The following is a 17,769-nucleotide window of genomic DNA, read 5'->3' as shown; positions in this document are numbered from 1 at the left end:
GCCATACCGTGGTCATGAAATGATGAGCCCGATTCCGGATTGACCCCGGGCGAACCGGCCTGAACGAACAGGGCCCCCGCCGGGAGTCCGGCGGGGGCCTGTCGTGAGGCTTAGCTCAGAACGCCTCTTCGGGCAGTTCCATCACGTCGAGGGTGGTGGCCTCGGTGATGGCGCGTTCCGACGCCAGGCGCGGGAGCACCGTCTGGCAGAAGAACTGCGCGGCCGCGACCTTGCCGTTGTAGAACGTCTTGTCGGAGTCGGACACGTCGCCGCCGCCGAGCGCGGTCAGCGCGACGTCGGCCTGGCGCAGCAGCAGCCAGCCGACGACGAGGTCGCCGAGGCCGAGCAGCAGCCGGGACGTGTTGAGCCCGATCTTGTACAGCTCCTTCGGGTTCTCCATCGAGCCGAGTGCCCACCCGACCATCGGGGTGATGATGCCCTGCACGTCCTCCAGCGCGCGGCCGAGCATGGCCCGCTCGTTCTTCAGCCGGCCGTTGCCGGCCTCGGACTCGGCGAACGCCTGGATCTCGCCCGCGAGCACCTTCAGCGTCTCGCCGTTGTCCCGCAGGATCTTGCGGAAGAACAGGTCCTGGCCCTGGATCGCGGTGGTGCCCTCGTACAGGGTGTCGATCTTGGAGTCGCGGATGTACTGCTCGATCGGGTAGTCCTGCAGGAAGCCGGACCCGCCGAGCGTCTGCAGCGACTCGGCGCCGAGCAGCGCGTACGCCCGCTCCGAGCCGAAGCCCTTCACGATCGGCAGCAGCAGGTCGTTGATCTTCTCGGCCTGCTCGTCCTTGCGGCCCTCGTACTCGGCGATCTGCACGGCGTCCTGGTAGGACGCGGTGAGCAGCACGAGCGCGCGCATGCCCTCGGCGTACGCCTTCTGGGTCATGAGGCTGCGCCGGACGTCCGGGTGGTGGGTGATCGTGACGCGCGGAGCGGTCTTGTCCGTCATCTGCGTCATGTCCGCACCCTGGACGCGCTCCTTGGCGTACTCCAGCGCGTTCAGGTAGCCCGTCGACAGGGTCGCGATGGCCTTGGTGCCGACCATCATCCGGGCGTACTCGATGACGAGGAACATCTGCTTGATGCCCTCGTGCACGTCGCCGACCAGGTAGCCGATCGCGGGGTGCTTCTCGCCGAAGGTCAGCTCGCAGGTCGTGGAGACCTTGAGGCCCATCTTCTTCTCGACGTTGGTGACGTAGGCGCCGTTGCGCTCGCCCAGCTCGCCGGTCTCGACGTCCACCAGGTACTTCGGCACGAGGAACATCGACAGGCCCTTGGTGCCGGGGCCGGCGCCCTCGGGGCGGGCCAGCACCAAGTGGAAGATGTTCTCCGCCATGTCGTGCTCGGCCGAGGTGATGAAGCGCTTGACGCCCTCGATGTGCCAGGTGCCGTCCGGCTGCTGGACGGCCTTGGCACGCCCGGCGCCGACGTCGGAGCCCGCGTCCGGCTCGGTCAGCACCATCGTGGCGCCCCACTGCCGCTCAAGGGCCAACTCGGCGAACTTCTTCTGCTCGGGCGTGCCGATGTGCCACAGGATCTGGGCGAAGCCGGGGCCGGAGGAGAACATGTAGACGGCCGGGTTGGCGCCCAGGATCTGCTCGGAGACGGCCCAGGTGAGCGAGCGCGGGGCGCCGCTGCCGCCGAACTCGGGCTTGAGGTCGAGCCGGTACCACTCGGCGTCCATCCACGCCTTGTACGACTTCTTGAAGCTCTCCGGCATCTCGACGGTGCCGGCGGCGGGGTCGAACTTCGGCGGGTTGCGGTCGGCGTCCTCGAAGGACTCGGCGATCGGGCCCTCGGCCAGCCGGTTCACCTCGTCGAGGATGCTGCGCGCGGTGTCCTCGTCCAGCTCCGCGTACGGACCGCTGCCGAGGAGGTCCTGGCGCCTGAATACCTCGAAGAGGTTGAACTCCAGGTCCCGCAGGTTGCTCTTGTAGTGCCCCATTCGCGACTCCGCTCGACTCCGGCGGCGGCCGGCGGCCCCGCAACGTACTGGTTAGTAACCCAACATCATGCTACCCGCTGGTAACCAGTGGCAACCACCCAAACCACCCGGATGCGGAGGACGTAGGCCACATCGATATCACGCCTCGGCGGCTCGCGTGACGCAACTCACAAGGTCGGGCAGGGTGCGCGAATCGGGCAGCAGCCCCTGCCGCGCGCCGCCGGACCGTGGTGGGAAGATCGTGCGGGGGCGCGAACACCGTGAGGACGAGGAGGTGCGCATGAACCAGGAGGAGCCCGAGTCCCCGAGGCTGACCGTCATCGGGATCGGCTACCTCGGCGCCACGCACGCCATCTGCATGGCTGTGCTGGGCTACGAGGTCCTCGGCGTGGACGTCGACCAGGACAAGATCCACCGGCTGGCGTCCGGCGAGGTCCCCATCTTCGAGCCCGGGTTGCCCGAGCTGCTCACCAAGGCGCTCGACTCCGGCCGGCTCCGGTTCACCACCTCCTTCGAGGAGGCCGGAGAATTCGGCGACGTCCACTTCGTCTGCGTCGGAACGCCCCAGCAGGCCGGCTCGGACGCCGCCGACCTGACCTACGTCGACGCCGCCGTCCGCTCCCTGGCACCGCACCTGCGCCGCCGCGCCCTCGTCGTCGGCAAGTCCACGGTGCCGGTCGGGACGGCCCAGCGGCTCACCGGCGTCGTCCAGGAACTGGCGCCCGCCGGGAAGGACGTCGAGCTGGCGTGGAACCCCGAGTTCCTGCGCGAGGGCTTCGCCGTCGACGACACGATGCGCCCCGACCGGCTGGTGTTCGGCGTCACCTCCGACTGGGCGGACGAGCGGCTGCGGGCGGCGTTCAAACCCGTCCTCGACCTCGGCACCCCGGTCATCCGGACCGACCTCGCCACCGCCGAGCTGGTCAAGGTCGCCGCCAACTCCTTCCTCGCCACCAAGATCTCCTACATCAACGCGATGGCGGAGGTCTGCGAGGCGGTCGGCGCCGACGTCAAGGACCTCGCCGACTCGCTCGCGCTGGACGACCGGATCGGCGGCAGGTTCCTCAAACCCGGCCTCGGCTTCGGCGGCGGCTGCCTGCCGAAGGACATCCGCGCGTTCGCGCATCGCGCCGAGGAGATCGGCGTCGGCCAGGCCGTGTCGTTCCTGCGGCAGGTGGACGACATCAACCGGCGCCGCCGGGCCCGGACCGTCGACCTCGTCCGGGAACTGCTCGGCGGCGACTTCGCGGGCAAGCGCATCGCCGCCTGGGGCGCGGCGTTCAAGCCCAACTCCGACGACATCAGGGACGCGCCCGCGCTGGACGTGGCGCGCACGATGCACGGCCTCGGCGGCGACGTCCGCGTCTACGACCCGGCCGCGCTCGGCAACGCGCGTGCCGCGTTCCCCGAGCTGCGGTACGGCGACAGCGCGTTCGACGTCGCCCAGGACGCGGACGTCGTCGTCCTGCTGACCGAATGGTCGGACTTCCGGGAGGTCGACCCGGCCGCGCTGGCCCAGGTCGTCCGGCACCGCCGCATCGTGGACGGACGGCACGCCCTCGACGCCGCGCAATGGCGCAAAGCAGGCTGGGAGTACCGGGCGCTGGGACGCTCCTACGCACCCGGCCGCTCGTGAACGACTGCGAGGACGAGGGCCCAGCATCCTCCGGACAAGCGGCGCCGTACCCCCGGCGGGCATTGAGCAAGCCCCGCGGGCGGCCACTCACGGCCAGGAATCCCGGCGATTGGCAGGTCAGATGACTTTCCCGGAACGTAATCTCCCGTAGCAGCGTCTATGGGACGACGAGAGCGCGGGGAGTGCTCGAACACGGGAGGGACCGGCCTTGGTCTTCAAGAAGCTGCGGCAGGCGATGGGAATCGGCGGCCCATCGATCGAAACGATCCTGCACGACCCGAACACGACGCCGGGCGGCGTCGTCACGGGTGAGGTCACCATCATCGGCGGCCAGTACAACTCCGACATCAAGTCGGTGAACCTCGCCCTGCGCACCAAAGTGGAGGTCGAGTCGGGCGACAACGAGTACACCTCCAACCTGGAGTACGCCAAGATGCCCGTCGCGGGCGGGTTCAGCCTGCAGGAGGGCGCGCGGCACAGCATTCCCTTCCAGATGCCCATCCCGTGGGAGGCGCCGCTCACCCACATGTACGGGCACCCCCTGCACGGCACCACCGTCGGTATCGCGACCGAGCTCGAGGTCGCGGGTGCGCTCGACCCGGGCGACCTCGACCCCATCGCCGTCCACCCGCTGCCCGCGCAGGAGCGCATCCTCGCGGCGTTCTCCAACCTCGGCTTCAATTTCCGCAACGCCGACTGCGAGAAGGGGCGCATCTGGGGCGTCCACCAGGAGCTGCCCTTCTACCAGGAGATCGAGTTCTACCCGCCGGGCCAGTACGCGCGCGGCATCAAGCAGCTCGAAGTGACGTTCGTGTCGAACCCGCACTCCATGGAGGTCGTGCTGGAGCTCGACAAGCGCGGCGGCGTGTTCACCGAGGGCCACGACGCGTTCAGCCGGTTCACCGTCGACTACGCGAGCGTCGACCACACCGACTGGGAGCGGCAGCTCGACGGCTTCCTCCAGGACGCCGGCCGGCGCCGCGGCTTCTTCTAGCCGCGCGGCTTCTTCCAACCGCCGCGAAGCGATCCCCTCCGCGAAGTTGATCGCGGAGGGGATCGACGCGTAGAAAGAGGTTCCGTGCCCCAGCCCCCCGGACTGAACGACGCGGAACGGCGCCTCTGGGCCGCGTTCCCCACCGGCGCGACCGTCGTCCTCGGCGACGACTGCCCGGCCGGACCCGACCCCCGCCGCATCGTCCGCGCCGAGATCATCACCCGGCTGCTGCTCGGCGCCGGCGAGTCGCAGGCCGGCGCGGTCGCGTCCGTCCGGCTGCGCGGCGCCTACATCACCGGGCAGTTGGACGTCACCGGCGGCACCGTCGAGTACGAGCTGCGGCTGGAGGACTGCCGGCTCGTCCAGGAACCGGACTTCTCCAACGCCGAGACCCGCCAGCTGCGGCTGTCCGGCTGCCGGATGCCTGGCTTCGACGGTGGCGGCCTCCGCGCGGACGGCTACCTCAGCCTGTCCGGGTCGCAGATCGACGGCGAGGTGCGGCTGCCGAGGGCGCAGCTCAGCGGCGGCCTCCGGATGAACGGGACGCGCATCACCGCGTCCGCCCCGGAAAAGTGGGCGATCTTCAGCGGCGGGCTCGTCGTGGACGTCGGCACGTTCATCCGCGACGCCGAGATCACCGGCGGCGTCCGGTTCGTCGGGGCGCGGATGAACGGCGGCCTGTTCATGGAGCGCACCACCCTGTCCAACCCGGGGCGGATCGCGCTGGACGCGCAGAACATGGTCGTCGAGGACGCCGCCGAGTTCAGCAACGGCTTCACCGCACTCGGCACCGTCCGGCTGCGCAGCGCCCGCTTCAACGGCATCCTGTCGTTCTCGCGGGCGCGCCTGGACGCCGCCGACCCGTCCCGGATGGCGCTGCACGCCAGCCATATCCAGGCCGACGAACTGCTCCTGTGGCCGGAAGAGAAGATCCAGGGCCGGGTGTCGCTGTCGTACTCCCGCATCGACCTGCTCATGGACCATCCGTCCGTCTGGCCGGACGAGCTGTACCTCAACGGCCTGACGTACCAGACGCTGCGCGGCGCCGAGTTCAAGGACCGGCTCAGCTGGGTCTCGCGGGACAAGGAGTTCCATCTCCAGCCCTACGAGCAGCTCGCCGCCTGGTACCACGGCATCGGCCACGACGACCTGGCGCGAAAGGTGCAGCTCGCCAAGCTGCGGGCGCGGCGCCGCAGGCTGAACCCCGTCGGCAAGGCCTGGAACCACCTGCTCGACTGGACGGTCGGCTTCGGCTACCGGCCCTGGCTGGCGTTCGCCTGGTTCGCCGTCCTGCTGGCCGTCGGGACGACGGTGTTCTCGATCGAGCGGCCCCATCCGATCAAGCCGGGCAACGAGCTGCCCGCGTTCCACGCGCTGATCTACACGCTCGACCTGCTGATCCCGCTCGACACGTTCGGGCAGCAGCTGTCGTACGACGCGGTGGACTGGTCGCGCTGGGTGGCGTACGGGCTCGTCACGACGGGCTGGGTGCTGGCCACGGCGCTGATCGCGGGCGTCACCCGGGTGCTGCGTCCGAACTGACCCGCCGCCTCGGGCGTCCACCCGAAGAGGGCATCAACGAGAATGGGGCTTCATGGGCACGTATCTGATCACGGGCGCGACGGGCGGCATCGGGACGGCGGTCGCCGAGCTGCTGCGCGAGCGCGGGCACGACCTGATCCTCACCGGCCGGTCCGCCGAGCGGCTCGAACGGCTCGCCAAGACCCTGGCGGGCGGCGCGTACTCCGCCACGCAGGTCATCAACCCCGGCGCGGTGCCGTCGCCGCCGCGCAACGCGTCCGTCACCACGATCCCGCTCGACCTGACGGAGCCGCGCCGCATCGAGGCGGCCCTCGCGATGGCCGGGATCCCCGAGCGGCTGGACGGCGTCGTCCACGCGGCGGGCATGGTGCACCTGTCCCCGGTCGCCGGCCTTGAGGCCGACGAGTGGATGGAGCACCTGTCGGTCAACCTGGTGTCGGCGGCGGAGCTGACCCGCCTGCTGCTGCCCGCTCTGCGCGCCGCCGAAGGCCATGTCGTCTTCGTGAACTCGACCGCCGGCCTGCGCGCGAACCCCGAATGGTCGGCGTACGCGGCGAGCAAGTTCGGGCTGCGGGCGCTGGCCGACTCGCTGCGTGCGGAGGAGCCGTCCCTGCGCGTCACGACCGTCTACCCGGGACGGACGGCCACGGAGATGCAGCGCAGGGTCCGCGCCCAGGAGGGCCACCCCTACGCCGAGGACGACTTCGCCGCCCCCGGAACCGTGGCCCGCGTCCTGGTGGCGGCCTTGGAAACGTCCCGGGACGCCGTCATCTCGGACGTCACCGTCCGGCCGCACTGACTCCGCGGCGGCGCACCCGCGTGTCAGTCGCGCCGCAGGAACCAGGACGCGAGGACACCGCCGATCAGACCGAACAGGTGGCCCTGCCACGAGATGCCGGGGTCGCTGGGGATCACCCCGAAGATCATCGTCCCGTAGACGGCGACGACGGCGACCGCGATGCCGATGTCGAGCAGCCGCCGCTCGAAGATCCCGCGCCCGACGAGGTAGCCGAAGAACCCGAAGATCAGGATGCTGGACCCGAGCGTGTTCGCCGAGCTGAGGAACCACACCCCGAGCCCGCCGACCACGATGATGATCAGGCTGGCGACCAGGAACTTCGCGATGCCGCGCGCCGCCGCGATGAACCCCAGGATGAGGAACGGCAGCGTGTTGGCCATCAGGTGCCCGAAGCCGGCGTGCATGAACGGCGCGGTGAAGATGTCCGGCAGGTCGTTGACGTCGCGCGGCTGGATCCCGAACCGGTCGAGCCACCCGTCGGTCGTGTAGTCGAACGCCTCCAGGACCCACATCACCGCGGTGATCGAAACGACCAGGATCAGCGACGACAGCGCGCGGACCCCGTGCTTCGCCAGGTCATCGGAACGCTGCCGGTCGGGGGTGTAGCTCATGTTCTCCACCGTAAGTCTGGACGTCCCTGAGCCGTCAACGAGCGGGGCGTCCGGAAGGTGCCACCAGGCCTTTCCGGCATAGTGGACGGATGCGTGCAGCGATCTGTGCAGAACTCGGCTCCGTCGTCGTCAGGGACACCGAGGCTCCCGTCCCCGGCCCCGGTCAGGTGCTCGTGACGGTGGAGGCGGCGGGGGTCAACTACGTGGACGCCCTCTTCGTCCACGGCCGGTACCAGATCAAGCCGCCGCTGCCGTTCGTGCCGGGGAGCGAGGTGGCGGGGACGCTCCCGTCCGGCGAACGCGTCCTCGCGATGTGCGGCCTCGGAGGCTTCGCGTCCGCGGTGGCCGTGCCCGCCGCGTCCGCCGTCCCGATCCCGGACGAACTGGACTTCCCGCGCGCCGCCACGTTCACGCAGAGCTACTGCACCGCCCTGTTCGCCCTCCGCGACCGCGCGCATCTGCGACCGGGCGAGACCGTGCTCGTCCTGGGCGCCGGCGGCGGCGTGGGCCTCGCCGCGATCCAGGTCGCGAAGTGCCTGGGCGCCCAGGTGCTGGCGGCGGCGTCGACGCCGCCGAAACGAGAGGCGGCACGCGCCGCGGGCGCCGACGAGACCCTCGACAGCGCCGCCGACGTCAAGACGGCCGCCCGCGCCTGGTCGGACGGCGGAGTCGACGTCGTCTACGACCCGGTCGGCGGCGCGCTCGCCGACCCGGCCCTGCGCTCTCTGCGCGAGCGGGGCCGCCATGTCGTGATCGGGTTCGCGTCCGGGGAGATCCCGTCCCTCCCGCTGAACCAGGTCCTGCTGCGCAACCGCGCGATCGTCGGCGTCGACTGGGGTGCGTGGTCGATGCGGAACCCGCTGGACCAGCGCGCCCTCCTGGACGAGCTCCTCGCCATGGTCGCCAAGGGAGACCTCACCCCGGTGCCGCCCCGCACGGCACCTCTGGCATCGGCGGCCGAGATCATGGACGACCTGCTGAACCGCCGCGTCGTGGGGAAGGTGGCTCTGCTCCCCTAAGCCGCCGAGGCGTGCTCCGACTCGGACACGTCACCGCGCACCACGATGACGGGCAGCGGCTTCCGGACCGGGGCATCGGCCGTCCGGCGCAGGTAGCGGCGCTCCTCCGGGGTCGTCCCGCCCCAGATGCCGTCGGGCTCGCCGACCTTCAGCGCCCACGCGAGGCACTCGGCCTTCACGGGGCAGTTCGCACAGATCGCCTTGGCCGCGTCCTCCTGCGCCTGGAGCAGCGGCGCCGAGTAGCCGATCGGGAAGAAGAGGTCGGGGTCGGCCCCACGGCAGATGGCGTGGTCGGTCCAGTGTTCCTCGTTCTCGTTGTTCTCGTTGCTGTGCATTGGCTTCTCCCTGCGCCGCGACGAGACCACCGTGCGGGTCAACTCGGCGGGGGTGGTCTCCACTCAACGTAGTACTACGACCCGTAGTACTACAAGACATACGTGAACGTTGCAACTTAGCGTCCGGATAACCTGGGAGGTGTGCAGCGTGATCAAGAAGTGACCTTCCGCGAGGCGACGGCGGCCGATCTTCCGCAGATCGTCCGGCTACTCGCCGACGATCCCCTCGGATCCACCCGCGAAACACCGGGAGAGGAGATCCCAGAGGCCTACTTCATCGCCTTCGCCGCGATCGAGAAGGACCCCAACAACGCGGTGATCGTCGCGGAGGTCGCGGGCGAACTCGCCGGCACCCTGCAACTCACCTACATCCCCGGCCTCACCTACACCGGCGGCGAGCGCGCCCAGATCGAGGGCGTCCGCGTCGCCGCCGAGCAGCGCGGCTACGGCGTCGGCCAGCTCATGATCAACTGGGTCATCGAGCAGGCCCGCACCCGCGGCTGCCGCGTCGTCCAGCTCACCACCGACCGCCAGCGCCCCGACGCCATCCGCTTCTACCAGAAGATAGGCTTCCGCCCCTCCCACATGGGCATGAAGTACCACCTCACCTGACAACTCTTCTGTTCAGGCGCCGGGCTCTGTTCAGGCGCCGGGCTCTGTTCAGGCGCCGGGGAGGGAGAGGTGGCGGGGGTTGGCCACCATCAGCTTGTCGACGACTGACGCTCGTACCGCCTCGGTCACCTCGTCCATCCGGGTGTCGAGGGTGCCCTCGCGGATGGCCTTGGCCAGGTCGGCGTCCGACTCGCAGTCGAGGTTGCGGAGGCGTTCCTCGTGGGCGGCCTTGTGGGTTTCGCCCAGGAGGAGTTCCCGACGGGCTATGACGAGGGCCGCGGCGGCGACGCGGGCATGGAAGCGCAGGCGGTCGTCGGGTTGGTCTGCCTGGAGCAGGAACGCGCCCACTGCGTCTATGAGCGCGCCGGCGTCGGGGCGGTCGTGCGGGGGTGTGTCGGTCGGCTGGGCCTTTTCCAAGGGGTCTCGGACGGTCGTGGGTTCGGTCAGGCCCAAGGCCAGAAGTAGGTCGTGTTCCTGCTCGCAGACCTTGCGGCCTAGGACGGCGTACTCGATGGACGGGTCCGAGCCGTTCAGGTAGCGCTCGGCCTGGTGGCGGCACAGGATCGTCCAGCGGAGGGTGCCGTAGACCTCCCACCAGTGGAGTTCGTCCAGGGTGGGCGGGGTGCCTCCGGCGGAGGCGTAGCCGGCGAGGAGGTCCTCGCGGGAGCCGAAGCCGCCTACCGGGTGCGGGGACGCGAAGCGCCAGGCCTTCGTGCAGAGCCAGCCCAGGTCTTCGGCGGGGTCGCCCAGGTGGGTCAGCTCCCAGTCGAGGACGCCGCGCACGCCGGTCTCGTCGATCATCAGGTTGCCGTTGCGGAAGTCGCCGTGGACGACCGTCCGGCGGTCCGAGGCCGGTGGACGGTTGTCGTTCAGCCAGCGGAGCGCCAGTTCCACGGCGGGGCGGGGCTCGAAGTTCGCGTAGTGCTCGGTGAGGGCGTCGAGCGGGTCGAGGTCCGGCAGGCCGGGGACGGGCTCCATCGTGTGCAGGCGGGCCAGGACGGCGCCCAGGTCGCGGGCCAGGGCGGGGCGGACGGCGGCGAAGCGGTCGTCGCGGAGGAGGCGGCGGGGGATCGTCTCGCCGGGCAGGCGCTCCATGATGAGGAAGGGCGCGCCGGCCAGGTCGTCGCCGTGGTCGGCCAGCGCGGGCACGGTCACGCCGGCCGCCGCCGCCGAGGCGAGGAGGGCCGCTTCGCGGGCCATCGCGGCCGGGTCCGGGGAGCCGGGCGGGTCGCGGCGCAGGATCAGGGCGCGGCCGTCGGCGTCGAACGACCAGGTCTCGCGGCTGGCGCCGCCGGAGAGGCGGCGGAGACCGGTGATCTTCGCGTGCAGCCGGGCCGCCAGCGCGGCCTCCACGGCGGTCATGTGCGGGCCGCGGGCTGGGCGGCGGCGAGGGCGCGGAGGGGGTCGGCGAGTTCCACGGGTCTCCTTCGTCAGGACGGCAGGCCGAGGGCGCGCACGGTCAGGATGTCCAGGGTGTCCAGGAGGCGCTCGGTGCCCGGGGGGTCGTTGCCCTGGACGAGCCACAGGTACAGCGAATGGTCCACCATCGCGGCGAGGGCGCGGGCGGCCATCTCCGCGTCGAGGTCGGACGGGACGAGCCCCTCGCGCTGCCAGCGGGAGATCGCCCTCGCGGAGCGCTCCGCCGAGGCGGCCCGGTGCTTGCGCCGCAGCTCCTGGAACTCGGCGTTGAACGTCGCGACCTGCTCGATGATCGCCATCATCTTCGCGTTGCGCAGGTACGCCCGGTAGTACGCCCGGTTGGTGCGGCGGATGCGCGCGGCCGGCTCCGGCCCGGCGGACGGGACGAGGTCGTGGTCCGTCATGTCCTCGAACAGCCGGTCCGCGACCTCCAGGAACACCGCTTCCTTCGACGGGAAGTAGGTGTAGAAGGACCCGTAGGCGACGCGGGCGTGCCGGGTGATGTGGGCGACGCGGGTCTCCGGGAAGCCGCGCTCCTCGAAGACCTCGCGGGCGGCGGCGAGGAGTCGCTCCCTGGTCCGGGCGCCGCGTTCGGTGAGCGGCTGCCCGCCGGGATCGTCCCGCATCGCCGTGGTTCCTCTCGCCCTGGGTGTTGACAACCCGATGTTCGCAGGAACAGTATCCGAGCATCGAGCAAGTTGATATGACTGTCAAGTCAACTTCCAGGGAGGGTCGCATGAACACCGAATTCGAACTCGGTGGGATCAACCATCTGGCGCTGGTGTCGTCCGACATGAGACGCACCATCGACTTCTACTCGGGCGTCCTCGGAATGCCGCTCATCAAGACGCTGGACCTGCCCGCCGGCCTGGGCCAGCACTTCTTCTTCGACTGCGGCGGCGGCGACTGCGTGGCCTTCTTCTGGTTCCCGGACGCGCCGGACGGCGTCCCCGGGATCTCCGCCCCGGCCGGCCGTCCCGAGCAGGGCGAACTGCTCAGCGCGGTCGGGTCCATGAACCACGTCGCCTTCCACGTCCCGCCCGAGAAGTTCGAGGAGTACCGGAAGCGGCTGAAGGAGAAGGGCGTCACGGTCAGCCCCATCCTGAACCACGACGACAGCCCGATGGGCATCTCCCGCGACGTCGACGACGGGGTGTTCGTCCGCTCCTTCTATTTCCAGGACCCGGACGGAATCCTCCTCGAATTCGCCTGCTGGACGCGGACGTTCGACGACTCCGACGTCTCCCACGAGCCCAAGACCGCCGCCGACCGCACCGCCCCGAAGGAGCAGCATGCCCCGACTGCGTGAGGTTCCCCGCGCCGAAGTCACCGACGAGCAGATCCTGTTCTTCTACGACCACCTTTTCGCGCCCGACCGCGACCCGGCCGTCGACCACGGCACCGCGACCGGCTCCCCCGGCGACTGGTGGACGGTCTTCGCCCAGTCCCCCGACGTGTTCCGGCACGCCGTCAAGGGTTTCGCGCTGTACCGGAACTCCGGCCTCGACCCCGTCCTCCGGGAGCTGGGCCAGTGCCGGGCGGGCTGGGCGCGCGGCAGCCAGTTCGTGTTCTCGCAGCACTGCAAGCAGATGCGGGCGCTCGGCATGGACGAGGAGCGGATCCAATCCATTCCGCACTGGCAGACCGCCGACTGCTATTCGCCGCTGGAACGGGCCGTCCTCGCCTACACCGACTGCCTCGTCCTGGACGGGGGCCGCACACCCGACGCGGTCTTCGACAAACTCAAGGAGCACCTCTCCGACAAGGAGATCCTCCAACTCACCTACATCACCTGCATGTACGACATGCACGCGACGATGAGCCGCGCCCTCCGGCTCGAATTCGACGACCGCCCGGAACCGATCGTCGAGGTCGCGGCGCCCGAAGGCTACGGCGACCGAGACATCGCCGCCGACCTGACCGGGGAGGGCTGATACCCGCCCCCGTATGCCCACGGCTGGAGGAGGAAGAGTTTCCGGTCGACGCGGTCCCGCCCCGAAGGCGTGCCCCGAGATTTTCTCGAAGAAGTTCGGGCGGGCCGTCGATCTGGTCGGCGCCCGTGCGACGCGTTGGTGACGAGAGGAGATCGGGATGGGTAAGCACGCGAACGTTCGGGAGTACATGGCGGACGTGCCGGCCGGGCTGCGGGACGTGGCGGAGAAGGCGCTTGCGGTGGTGGACGCCGCGCTGCCGGGGGTGGAGGTCGCGCTGTGGCATGCGCAGCCGACGTGGAGCCTCGGCGAGAAGGCCGGGCAGAAGCCGGTCTGCTTCATCAAGGCGTACGCGAAGTACGTGACGTTCGGGCTGTGGCGGGGGCAGGAGATCGAGGACGCGTCGGGGCGGCTGGAGGCGATGTCGCGGCAGATGGCGGGCGTGAAGCTCAGCGGCCTGGAGGACGTGGACGAGGAGTTGTTCGCCGGCTGGGTCCGGCGAGCCCGCGCCTTGGAGGAATAACGTCAGGACGACTTGACGTCAGGGCGGCTTGACGCGCATGCTCAAAGGCATGGTCACTCCTGATGGGATCGAGCGGGACATCACGTTGACGAGCGCAGCCGTCCGGTATGACGAGCTGTGGGTTCGGGACGCGGTCGGGGACATGCCACTGGAGCGCGCGGAAGTACTGGAGCTTCTCGCGCTCGGGGAGGTCATCGCCCGCAAGGCGGTCTACGGGCGGCAGCTCGCCGTCCGGTCGGCGCGGCGGGCCGGAGCGTCGTGGACGCAGATAGGGGGAGCGCTCGGCGTCAGCAAGCAGGCCGCCTGGGAGGCGCACGGCCGGTGGATCGACGAGCAGGCCGAGCAGCGCCGGCACAGCGACTACGAGGGCCTGGACGAGGAGCAGGTCGCGGCGTTGCGGAAGCTCGCCGGGCGGGCCGACGAGTAGTCCGGCGAGACGAGTAGTCCGGCGAATATGCGGGTCGCCGCGTTTTTCTGGTGGCCGGAGTTTCCCGTTGTGGTGGTTGGGAAATCTGCCTGCTAGAGGGAACGGAGGCGATTGGCATGGAGGTCGTTCTCGAAATGACCCTGCCGAGGAACGCCGAGAGCGCTCCGCTGGTGCGGCATACGCTCGACGCCTCTCTCCGCGGCCTCGGGGTGGCATCCGAGGTCCGTGCCGATATCGCGCTCGCTTTGGGAGAGGCGTGCGCGAACGTCATCCAGCACGCCGCGGCCGGAATGGAGTACGAGGTCCGGGCGCGGATGGACGGGGCGAGATGCGTCGTCGAGGTCATAGACGGGGGCACGGGCGACGCGGAGGACGGCGCCGATTGGGAGACCCTGCAGGCGCCGCCGCTCGCCGAGCACGGCCGGGGGCTGCAGTTGATGCGGGCGTTCACGGAGGAGCTTCAGATAGCGGATCGCGTGCACCGGAACGGTTCGGTGGTGCATTTCGAGAAGTCGCTGGCGGGCTGACGGCCCGGCGGGCGCGCGCCCGCCGGGCCGTCAGTGTCCGCCGGGCCGTCAGTGTCGGCCGGGCCGTCGGCGTCAGCCGGTGACCGGCAGGTCGTGCCGTATCGGGGTCGGCTCGGGCGCTTCGGCCGGGCCCTTCGGCACGGCGCCGCGCCCGCAGGTGGCGGACGCGACCCTGAGCGCGCCCTTGCCGCCGGGCAGCATCAGCTCCATGGCGGTGACGGCGAGCCGGCCGTCGGCGGTGCGCTGCTGCTTGTTGAGGGTCATCGACGTCCGGCCGAGGCCGTCCACGTCGACGGGGACGGTGGTGTTCGGCGGCGGCGTGGAGTCCAACCGCTTGCCGGCGAGGACGGCGTGCGCGAGGTTCGCCGAGCCCTGGCCGTTCACGCACCGGGCGGAGACGGCGCCCGCCGCCAGCTTCGCCGACGGGACGGCGAGCCGCGCGACGGACGAGCGGGCGCGGGCGGCCGAGGCGCTGACGTCCAGCGCGGACGCCTTGACCAGCTTGGTGTGGTCCTCCCGCAGCAGGCGCTTGTTGACCTCCCCCGTGGTGGACGAGACGGCGGGCACCGGCGGGACGGCGAGCGGCCCGGTGACCGCCAGCCCGTACGCGGAGCCTTCACCGGCCGGGGTGGCGGCCAGGGCCGGCAGCCCGGCGGCGACGAGGCCGCCGGCGAGCAGGCCGGTCGTGGCGAGGCGCCCGAGGGCATGGCTGTGACGCATGGATGTGCTCCGTTTCTTGAGGTCAGGCGGTGATGAACACCAGCGAGCCGAGCGGGACGCGCGACAGCGCCTTGAGCGCGTCCGCGGGTACCCGCACGCAGCCGTGCGTGACGGCCCTGCCGAACACGGAGGCGTCGGGCCAGCCGTGCAGGGCGACGGTGCCCGGCCCGCCGCCGAAGGTGTCCAGGGTCGCCGAGTGCGTGCCGAGCGGCAGGACGATCGGGCTCTGCTTCTTGTCGGACGGCACGATGGAGGCCAGGACGAACGTCCGGCCGGGCGGCGTCGGGGTCTCGGCGCCGCCGACGGCGACCGGCCAGCGGCCGGCCTGCCGCCCGGATTTGAGCAGCGTGAGCCGCCGGTGGCCGAGGTCGACCCGCACGGTGTAGGGCGTGTGCGCGGTCCGCAGCCCGGCGCCGGAGATCCAGCCGCTCGCCTGGTTGGGGCGGCTCGGCAGCAGGACGCGCCGCCACCCGCCGGAGCTCTCCACCACGGGCACCCAGGTGGGGCCGCCCAGTTCGGTGGTGGGGAGCGTGGCCACGCGGCGCCCGCCCGGACGGTCCAGTACCGGCGTCGGCCCGGCCGGGTGGACGACCAGGCCGTCGGTGGCGCCGTCCGGCGCGGTGTCCTTGGGCGCGCCGCGCAGGGTGCCGAACGTGGTGGCCTCGGGGACCTTGGCGGCGCCGGCCTCCACCGCGGCCGGCGGCCGGCCGGCGTCCTTCCCGGACGCCGTGCCGGGCGCGGAGGAGCCGCCGCCGCACCCGCCGAGCAGCAGCACGGCGGCGGCCGCCGGGAGCAGCCCGGCGGCGGTGACGGCGCGGCGGGAATGCCGCGGGGCATTGATGGTCGCCATGAGCCGGGATGCTAGTGGCGGTGAAGGCGCGCGTATGGGGAATGGCGGAAAACGCGCCGAGAGCCGCCATTACAAATAATGACAATCACCAATTTGGCAGGTGCTTTGCGGAGCGTTGTAACTTACCCGAATAAAACCGGGCGCATCAGGCGAGCATGGAGAAGGAACCGTCCTCGTCGTCCGGCTTGGAGGCAGCCTCGTGGAACTCCATGAGCCCCCACAGCAGCGCGGCCCGCGCGGACGCCGGCATCTGCGCCAGCACGCGGGCGAGTTCCTCCAGGCGCCGCACCCGGAGCCGGTCGAGCAGCGCCTGCCCGTCCGCGCTCAGCCGGACGGTCACCTCGCGGCGGTCCCGGCCGGGGTCGCGGGCCAGCAGCCCGGACGCCTCCAGCCGGTCGCACAGCCGGCTCGCCGAGGACACCAGCGCGTCCAGCTCGCCCGCCAGGTTGCTGATGTTGACCGGGCCGCGCTCCAGCACGAACAGCGCCCGCAGTTGCGTAGACGGGACGGGTACATCCGGGGCATTGTGGGCGCGCGACCAGACGTTCATGAGGGTGGAGGCCGCGTCGTCCAGGGCCGCCGCGGCATCCGCGGCATCCTCACCCGACGTGGCCACCATGCCCTCCACTGTTACATACGACGCCGCCGACGGCATCCCTGGACCTGCGGGTCCGCCGGACGCCGGGGGCGGCCCGGCCCCTATTCCCGCGAGGACGGCGATGCCAGGCGAACCTGCGGACGACGATCTCCCGGCGGCGCTCGAAGCGGCGATGTGGGCGGCTCCGCCGCACGAGCTGATCGACGTCGCGACCGGCCTGCTCGGACGGCACGCGGGCGCCACCGGCGCCGAGGTGCTCCTCGTCGACTACCGGCAGGCGTTCCTCGTCCGGACCGTCCCCGGGGACGGCGAGGGCGTGCCGGTCGACAACACCGCGCCCGGCCACGCGTTCGCCGCCCAGCGGGCCATCGGCGAGGGCGACGCCCTCCATCTGCCGATGACCGTGAAGGGCGAGCGCCTCGGCGTGCTGACCGTGCGGCTCCCGGACGGCGGGCCGGGCTGGCTGGCCGCGTTCGCCGACGCCCTCGCCCGCGCCCTGAAGATCGCCGACGGGGGCACCGACCTGTACCGGCGGCTCCGCCGCCGGACACGGCTGACGCTCGCCGCGGAGATGCAGTGGGACCTGCTGCCCCCGCCCGCCTACAACGCCGCCGAGTTCCGCTTCGCGGGCCAGCTCGAACCCGCCTACGCGGTGTGGGGCGACAACTTCGACTGGTCGGTGTCCGCGGAGAAGCTGACGCTGACCGTCAGCAACGGCATGGGGTCGGGGACGAGGGCGGCCGCGCTCACCCATCTGGCGATCAGCGCGCTGCGCAACGCGCGCCGGTCCGGCGCCGGCATCGTCGACCAGGCGGCGCTCGGCGACCAGGCGCTGTTCGCGCGGCACCGCGGCGACCAGCACGTGGCCACGCTGCTGCTGGAGTTCGAGCTCGGCACCGGGCGGGTCCGGGTGGTGGACGCGGGCTCGCCGCGGATCTACCGGCTGCGCGGCGGCGCCACCGACGCGATCGACTTCGACGCGCAGATGCCGCTCGGGATGTTCGGCGACACCCGCTACACGACCGAGGAGTTCACCGTCGAGCGGGGCGACCGGCTGGTCGTCGTCAGCGACGGGGTGCACGGCGCGCAGTCCCCGTCCGGCGTGCCGTTCGGGCCGGACTCGCTGCTCCAGGCGCTGCGCGCGACCCGGCTGCAGGACCCGCCGGAGGCCGTCCGTACCGTGGTCCGGCGCTTCGTCGAGTACCACGACGAAGGCGAGCCGGCCGACGACGCCGTGATCGTCTGCATCGACTGGACCGGACGCGACCGCTGAAA

General features: G+C 71.1%; 20 protein-coding genes. 12 read left to right on the top strand and 8 right to left on the bottom strand.

The window, feature by feature from the left end:
* Positions 1–115: 115 nt before the first annotated feature.
* Positions 116–1,951, bottom strand: a complete 1,836-nt coding sequence (locus tag AL2_RS23195) for an acyl-CoA dehydrogenase (RefSeq protein WP_067636843.1) — start codon at positions 1,949–1,951, stop codon at positions 116–118.
* A gap of 280 nt (positions 1,952–2,231) precedes the next feature.
* Here AL2_RS23195 and AL2_RS23190 point away from each other — a divergent pair, with 280 nt between their 5' ends.
* The 4 genes from AL2_RS23190 to AL2_RS23175 all read left to right on the top strand — a co-directional run bounded on the left by AL2_RS23190 (position 2,232) and on the right by AL2_RS23175 (position 6,922).
* Entirely contained in the window at positions 2,232–3,587 is a 1,356-nt protein-coding gene (locus AL2_RS23190) for a UDP-glucose dehydrogenase family protein (protein WP_067637111.1), read from the top strand.
* A 208-nt stretch (positions 3,588–3,795) separates the two neighbouring features.
* Positions 3,796–4,581, top strand: coding sequence for a sporulation protein (locus AL2_RS23185; RefSeq protein ID WP_067636841.1), 786 nt, complete (start codon positions 3,796–3,798; stop codon positions 4,579–4,581).
* Positions 4,582–4,665: 84 nt separating this feature from the next.
* Complete coding sequence (locus tag AL2_RS23180) at positions 4,666–6,123, top strand: translocation/assembly module TamB domain-containing protein (RefSeq protein ID WP_067636839.1); 1,458 nt, start codon at positions 4,666–4,668, stop codon at positions 6,121–6,123.
* 52 nt (positions 6,124–6,175) lie between these two features.
* Positions 6,176–6,922, top strand: a complete 747-nt coding sequence (locus tag AL2_RS23175) for an SDR family oxidoreductase (RefSeq protein WP_067636837.1) — start codon at positions 6,176–6,178, stop codon at positions 6,920–6,922.
* 23 nt (positions 6,923–6,945) lie between these two features.
* Here the strand turns inward: AL2_RS23175 and AL2_RS23170 are convergent, their stop codons facing one another.
* Positions 6,946–7,533 carry a rhomboid family intramembrane serine protease gene (locus AL2_RS23170; protein WP_067636835.1) on the bottom strand — a complete coding sequence of 196 codons (588 nt, stop codon included), beginning with the start codon at positions 7,531–7,533 and terminating at the stop codon, positions 6,946–6,948.
* Positions 7,534–7,622: 89 nt separating this feature from the next.
* Between AL2_RS23170 and AL2_RS23165 the strand changes: the two genes are divergently transcribed.
* Positions 7,623–8,552, top strand: coding sequence for an NADPH:quinone oxidoreductase family protein (locus AL2_RS23165; RefSeq protein ID WP_067636831.1), 930 nt, complete (start codon positions 7,623–7,625; stop codon positions 8,550–8,552).
* Here the strand turns inward: AL2_RS23165 and AL2_RS23160 are convergent.
* Positions 8,549–8,887, bottom strand: a complete 339-nt coding sequence (locus AL2_RS23160; protein ID WP_067636829.1) for a WhiB family transcriptional regulator — start codon at positions 8,885–8,887, stop codon at positions 8,549–8,551. The two genes, AL2_RS23165 and AL2_RS23160, sit on opposite strands and share 4 nt — an antisense overlap.
* A gap of 141 nt (positions 8,888–9,028) precedes the next feature.
* Between AL2_RS23160 and AL2_RS23155 the strand changes: the two genes are divergently transcribed.
* Positions 9,029–9,499: a GNAT family N-acetyltransferase gene (locus AL2_RS23155; protein WP_376741304.1), complete on the top strand. Its 471-nt coding sequence runs from the start codon at positions 9,029–9,031 to the stop codon at positions 9,497–9,499.
* A gap of 48 nt (positions 9,500–9,547) precedes the next feature.
* On the opposite strand, the gene AL2_RS23150 is transcribed toward AL2_RS23155, so the two are convergent.
* Together AL2_RS23150 and AL2_RS23145 are read right to left on the bottom strand one after the other, a co-directional pair.
* On the bottom strand, positions 9,548–10,861 hold the full coding sequence (locus AL2_RS23150; RefSeq protein WP_067636825.1) for a phosphotransferase family protein: 1,314 nt from the start codon (positions 10,859–10,861) through the stop codon (positions 9,548–9,550).
* Between the two features lie 68 nt (positions 10,862–10,929).
* On the bottom strand, positions 10,930–11,544 hold the full coding sequence (locus tag AL2_RS23145; RefSeq protein WP_067636823.1) for a TetR/AcrR family transcriptional regulator: 615 nt from the start codon (positions 11,542–11,544) through the stop codon (positions 10,930–10,932).
* 110 nt (positions 11,545–11,654) lie between these two features.
* Between AL2_RS23145 and AL2_RS23140 the strand changes: the two genes are divergently transcribed.
* The 5 genes from AL2_RS23140 (at position 11,655) to AL2_RS23120 (ending at position 14,326) form a co-directional block, all read left to right on the top strand.
* A complete protein-coding gene (locus tag AL2_RS23140; RefSeq protein WP_067636821.1) occupies positions 11,655–12,227 on the top strand; it encodes a VOC family protein in 573 nt (190 codons plus the stop codon).
* Positions 12,211–12,852 (top strand): carboxymuconolactone decarboxylase family protein, encoded by a 642-nt coding sequence (locus AL2_RS23135; RefSeq protein WP_067636819.1) that lies wholly within the window; start codon positions 12,211–12,213, stop codon positions 12,850–12,852. Before AL2_RS23140 ends, AL2_RS23135 begins: the two co-directional genes overlap by 17 nt.
* A 157-nt stretch (positions 12,853–13,009) precedes the next feature.
* Positions 13,010–13,372, top strand: coding sequence for a DUF1801 domain-containing protein (locus tag AL2_RS23130; protein WP_067636817.1), 363 nt, complete (start codon positions 13,010–13,012; stop codon positions 13,370–13,372).
* Between the two features lie 49 nt (positions 13,373–13,421).
* Positions 13,422–13,799 (top strand): hypothetical protein, encoded by a 378-nt coding sequence (locus AL2_RS23125; RefSeq protein WP_067637109.1) that lies wholly within the window; start codon positions 13,422–13,424, stop codon positions 13,797–13,799.
* A 116-nt stretch (positions 13,800–13,915) separates the two neighbouring features.
* On the top strand, positions 13,916–14,326 hold the full coding sequence (locus AL2_RS23120) for an ATP-binding protein (RefSeq protein WP_067636815.1): 411 nt from the start codon (positions 13,916–13,918) through the stop codon (positions 14,324–14,326).
* A 72-nt stretch (positions 14,327–14,398) separates the two neighbouring features.
* Here AL2_RS23120 and AL2_RS23115 read toward each other — a convergent pair whose 3' ends face one another.
* The 3 genes from AL2_RS23115 to AL2_RS23105 form a co-directional block, all read right to left on the bottom strand.
* Entirely contained in the window at positions 14,399–15,046 is a 648-nt protein-coding gene (locus tag AL2_RS23115; protein ID WP_067636814.1) for a choice-of-anchor P family protein, read from the bottom strand.
* Positions 15,047–15,068: 22 nt separating this feature from the next.
* Complete coding sequence (locus tag AL2_RS23110) at positions 15,069–15,896, bottom strand: L,D-transpeptidase (protein WP_067636813.1); 828 nt, start codon at positions 15,894–15,896, stop codon at positions 15,069–15,071.
* A gap of 145 nt (positions 15,897–16,041) precedes the next feature.
* Positions 16,042–16,515 (bottom strand): MarR family winged helix-turn-helix transcriptional regulator, encoded by a 474-nt coding sequence (locus tag AL2_RS23105; RefSeq protein ID WP_067636811.1) that lies wholly within the window; start codon positions 16,513–16,515, stop codon positions 16,042–16,044.
* Positions 16,516–16,615: 100 nt separating this feature from the next.
* Here AL2_RS23105 and AL2_RS23100 point away from each other — a divergent pair, with 100 nt between their 5' ends.
* Positions 16,616–17,767 (top strand): PP2C family protein-serine/threonine phosphatase, encoded by a 1,152-nt coding sequence (locus tag AL2_RS23100; protein WP_067636810.1) that lies wholly within the window; start codon positions 16,616–16,618, stop codon positions 17,765–17,767.
* The last annotated feature ends 2 nt before the right edge of the window (positions 17,768–17,769 follow it).

This window comes from Actinomadura latina NBRC 106108 (genome assembly GCF_001552195.1).
Classification (GTDB): Bacteria; Actinomycetota; Actinomycetes; order Streptosporangiales; family Streptosporangiaceae; genus Spirillospora; species Spirillospora latina.
This window is presented reverse-complemented; position numbering and strand designations above follow the sequence as displayed.

Bases quoted from the DNA above. Each gene is read 5' to 3' on its own strand.
- AL2_RS23125 (WP_067637109.1), top strand. From the start codon at position 13,422: ATGGTCACTCCTGATGGGATCGAGCGGGACATCACGTTGACGAGCGCA.
- AL2_RS23130 (WP_067636817.1), top strand. From the start codon at position 13,010: ATGGGTAAGCACGCGAACGTTCGGGAGTACATGGCGGACGTGCCGGCC.
- AL2_RS23145 (WP_067636823.1), bottom strand. From the start codon at position 11,544: ATGCGGGACGATCCCGGCGGGCAGCCGCTCACCGAACGCGGCGCCCGG.
- AL2_RS23170 (WP_067636835.1), bottom strand. From the start codon at position 7,533: ATGAGCTACACCCCCGACCGGCAGCGTTCCGATGACCTGGCGAAGCAC.
- AL2_RS23160 (WP_067636829.1), bottom strand. From the start codon at position 8,887: ATGCACAGCAACGAGAACAACGAGAACGAGGAACACTGGACCGACCAC.
- AL2_RS23195 (WP_067636843.1), bottom strand. From the start codon at position 1,951: ATGGGGCACTACAAGAGCAACCTGCGGGACCTGGAGTTCAACCTCTTC.
- AL2_RS23175 (WP_067636837.1), top strand. From the start codon at position 6,176: ATGGGCACGTATCTGATCACGGGCGCGACGGGCGGCATCGGGACGGCG.
- AL2_RS23100 (WP_067636810.1), top strand. From the start codon at position 16,616: ATGCCAGGCGAACCTGCGGACGACGATCTCCCGGCGGCGCTCGAAGCG.
- AL2_RS23105 (WP_067636811.1), bottom strand. From the start codon at position 16,515: ATGGTGGCCACGTCGGGTGAGGATGCCGCGGATGCCGCGGCGGCCCTG.
- AL2_RS23120 (WP_067636815.1), top strand. From the start codon at position 13,916: ATGGAGGTCGTTCTCGAAATGACCCTGCCGAGGAACGCCGAGAGCGCT.
- AL2_RS23110 (WP_067636813.1), bottom strand. From the start codon at position 15,896: ATGGCGACCATCAATGCCCCGCGGCATTCCCGCCGCGCCGTCACCGCC.
- AL2_RS23165 (WP_067636831.1), top strand. From the start codon at position 7,623: ATGCGTGCAGCGATCTGTGCAGAACTCGGCTCCGTCGTCGTCAGGGAC.
- AL2_RS23140 (WP_067636821.1), top strand. From the start codon at position 11,655: ATGAACACCGAATTCGAACTCGGTGGGATCAACCATCTGGCGCTGGTG.
- AL2_RS23190 (WP_067637111.1), top strand. From the start codon at position 2,232: ATGAACCAGGAGGAGCCCGAGTCCCCGAGGCTGACCGTCATCGGGATC.
- AL2_RS23135 (WP_067636819.1), top strand. From the start codon at position 12,211: ATGCCCCGACTGCGTGAGGTTCCCCGCGCCGAAGTCACCGACGAGCAG.
- AL2_RS23115 (WP_067636814.1), bottom strand. From the start codon at position 15,046: ATGCGTCACAGCCATGCCCTCGGGCGCCTCGCCACGACCGGCCTGCTC.
- AL2_RS23150 (WP_067636825.1), bottom strand. From the start codon at position 10,861: ATGACCGCCGTGGAGGCCGCGCTGGCGGCCCGGCTGCACGCGAAGATC.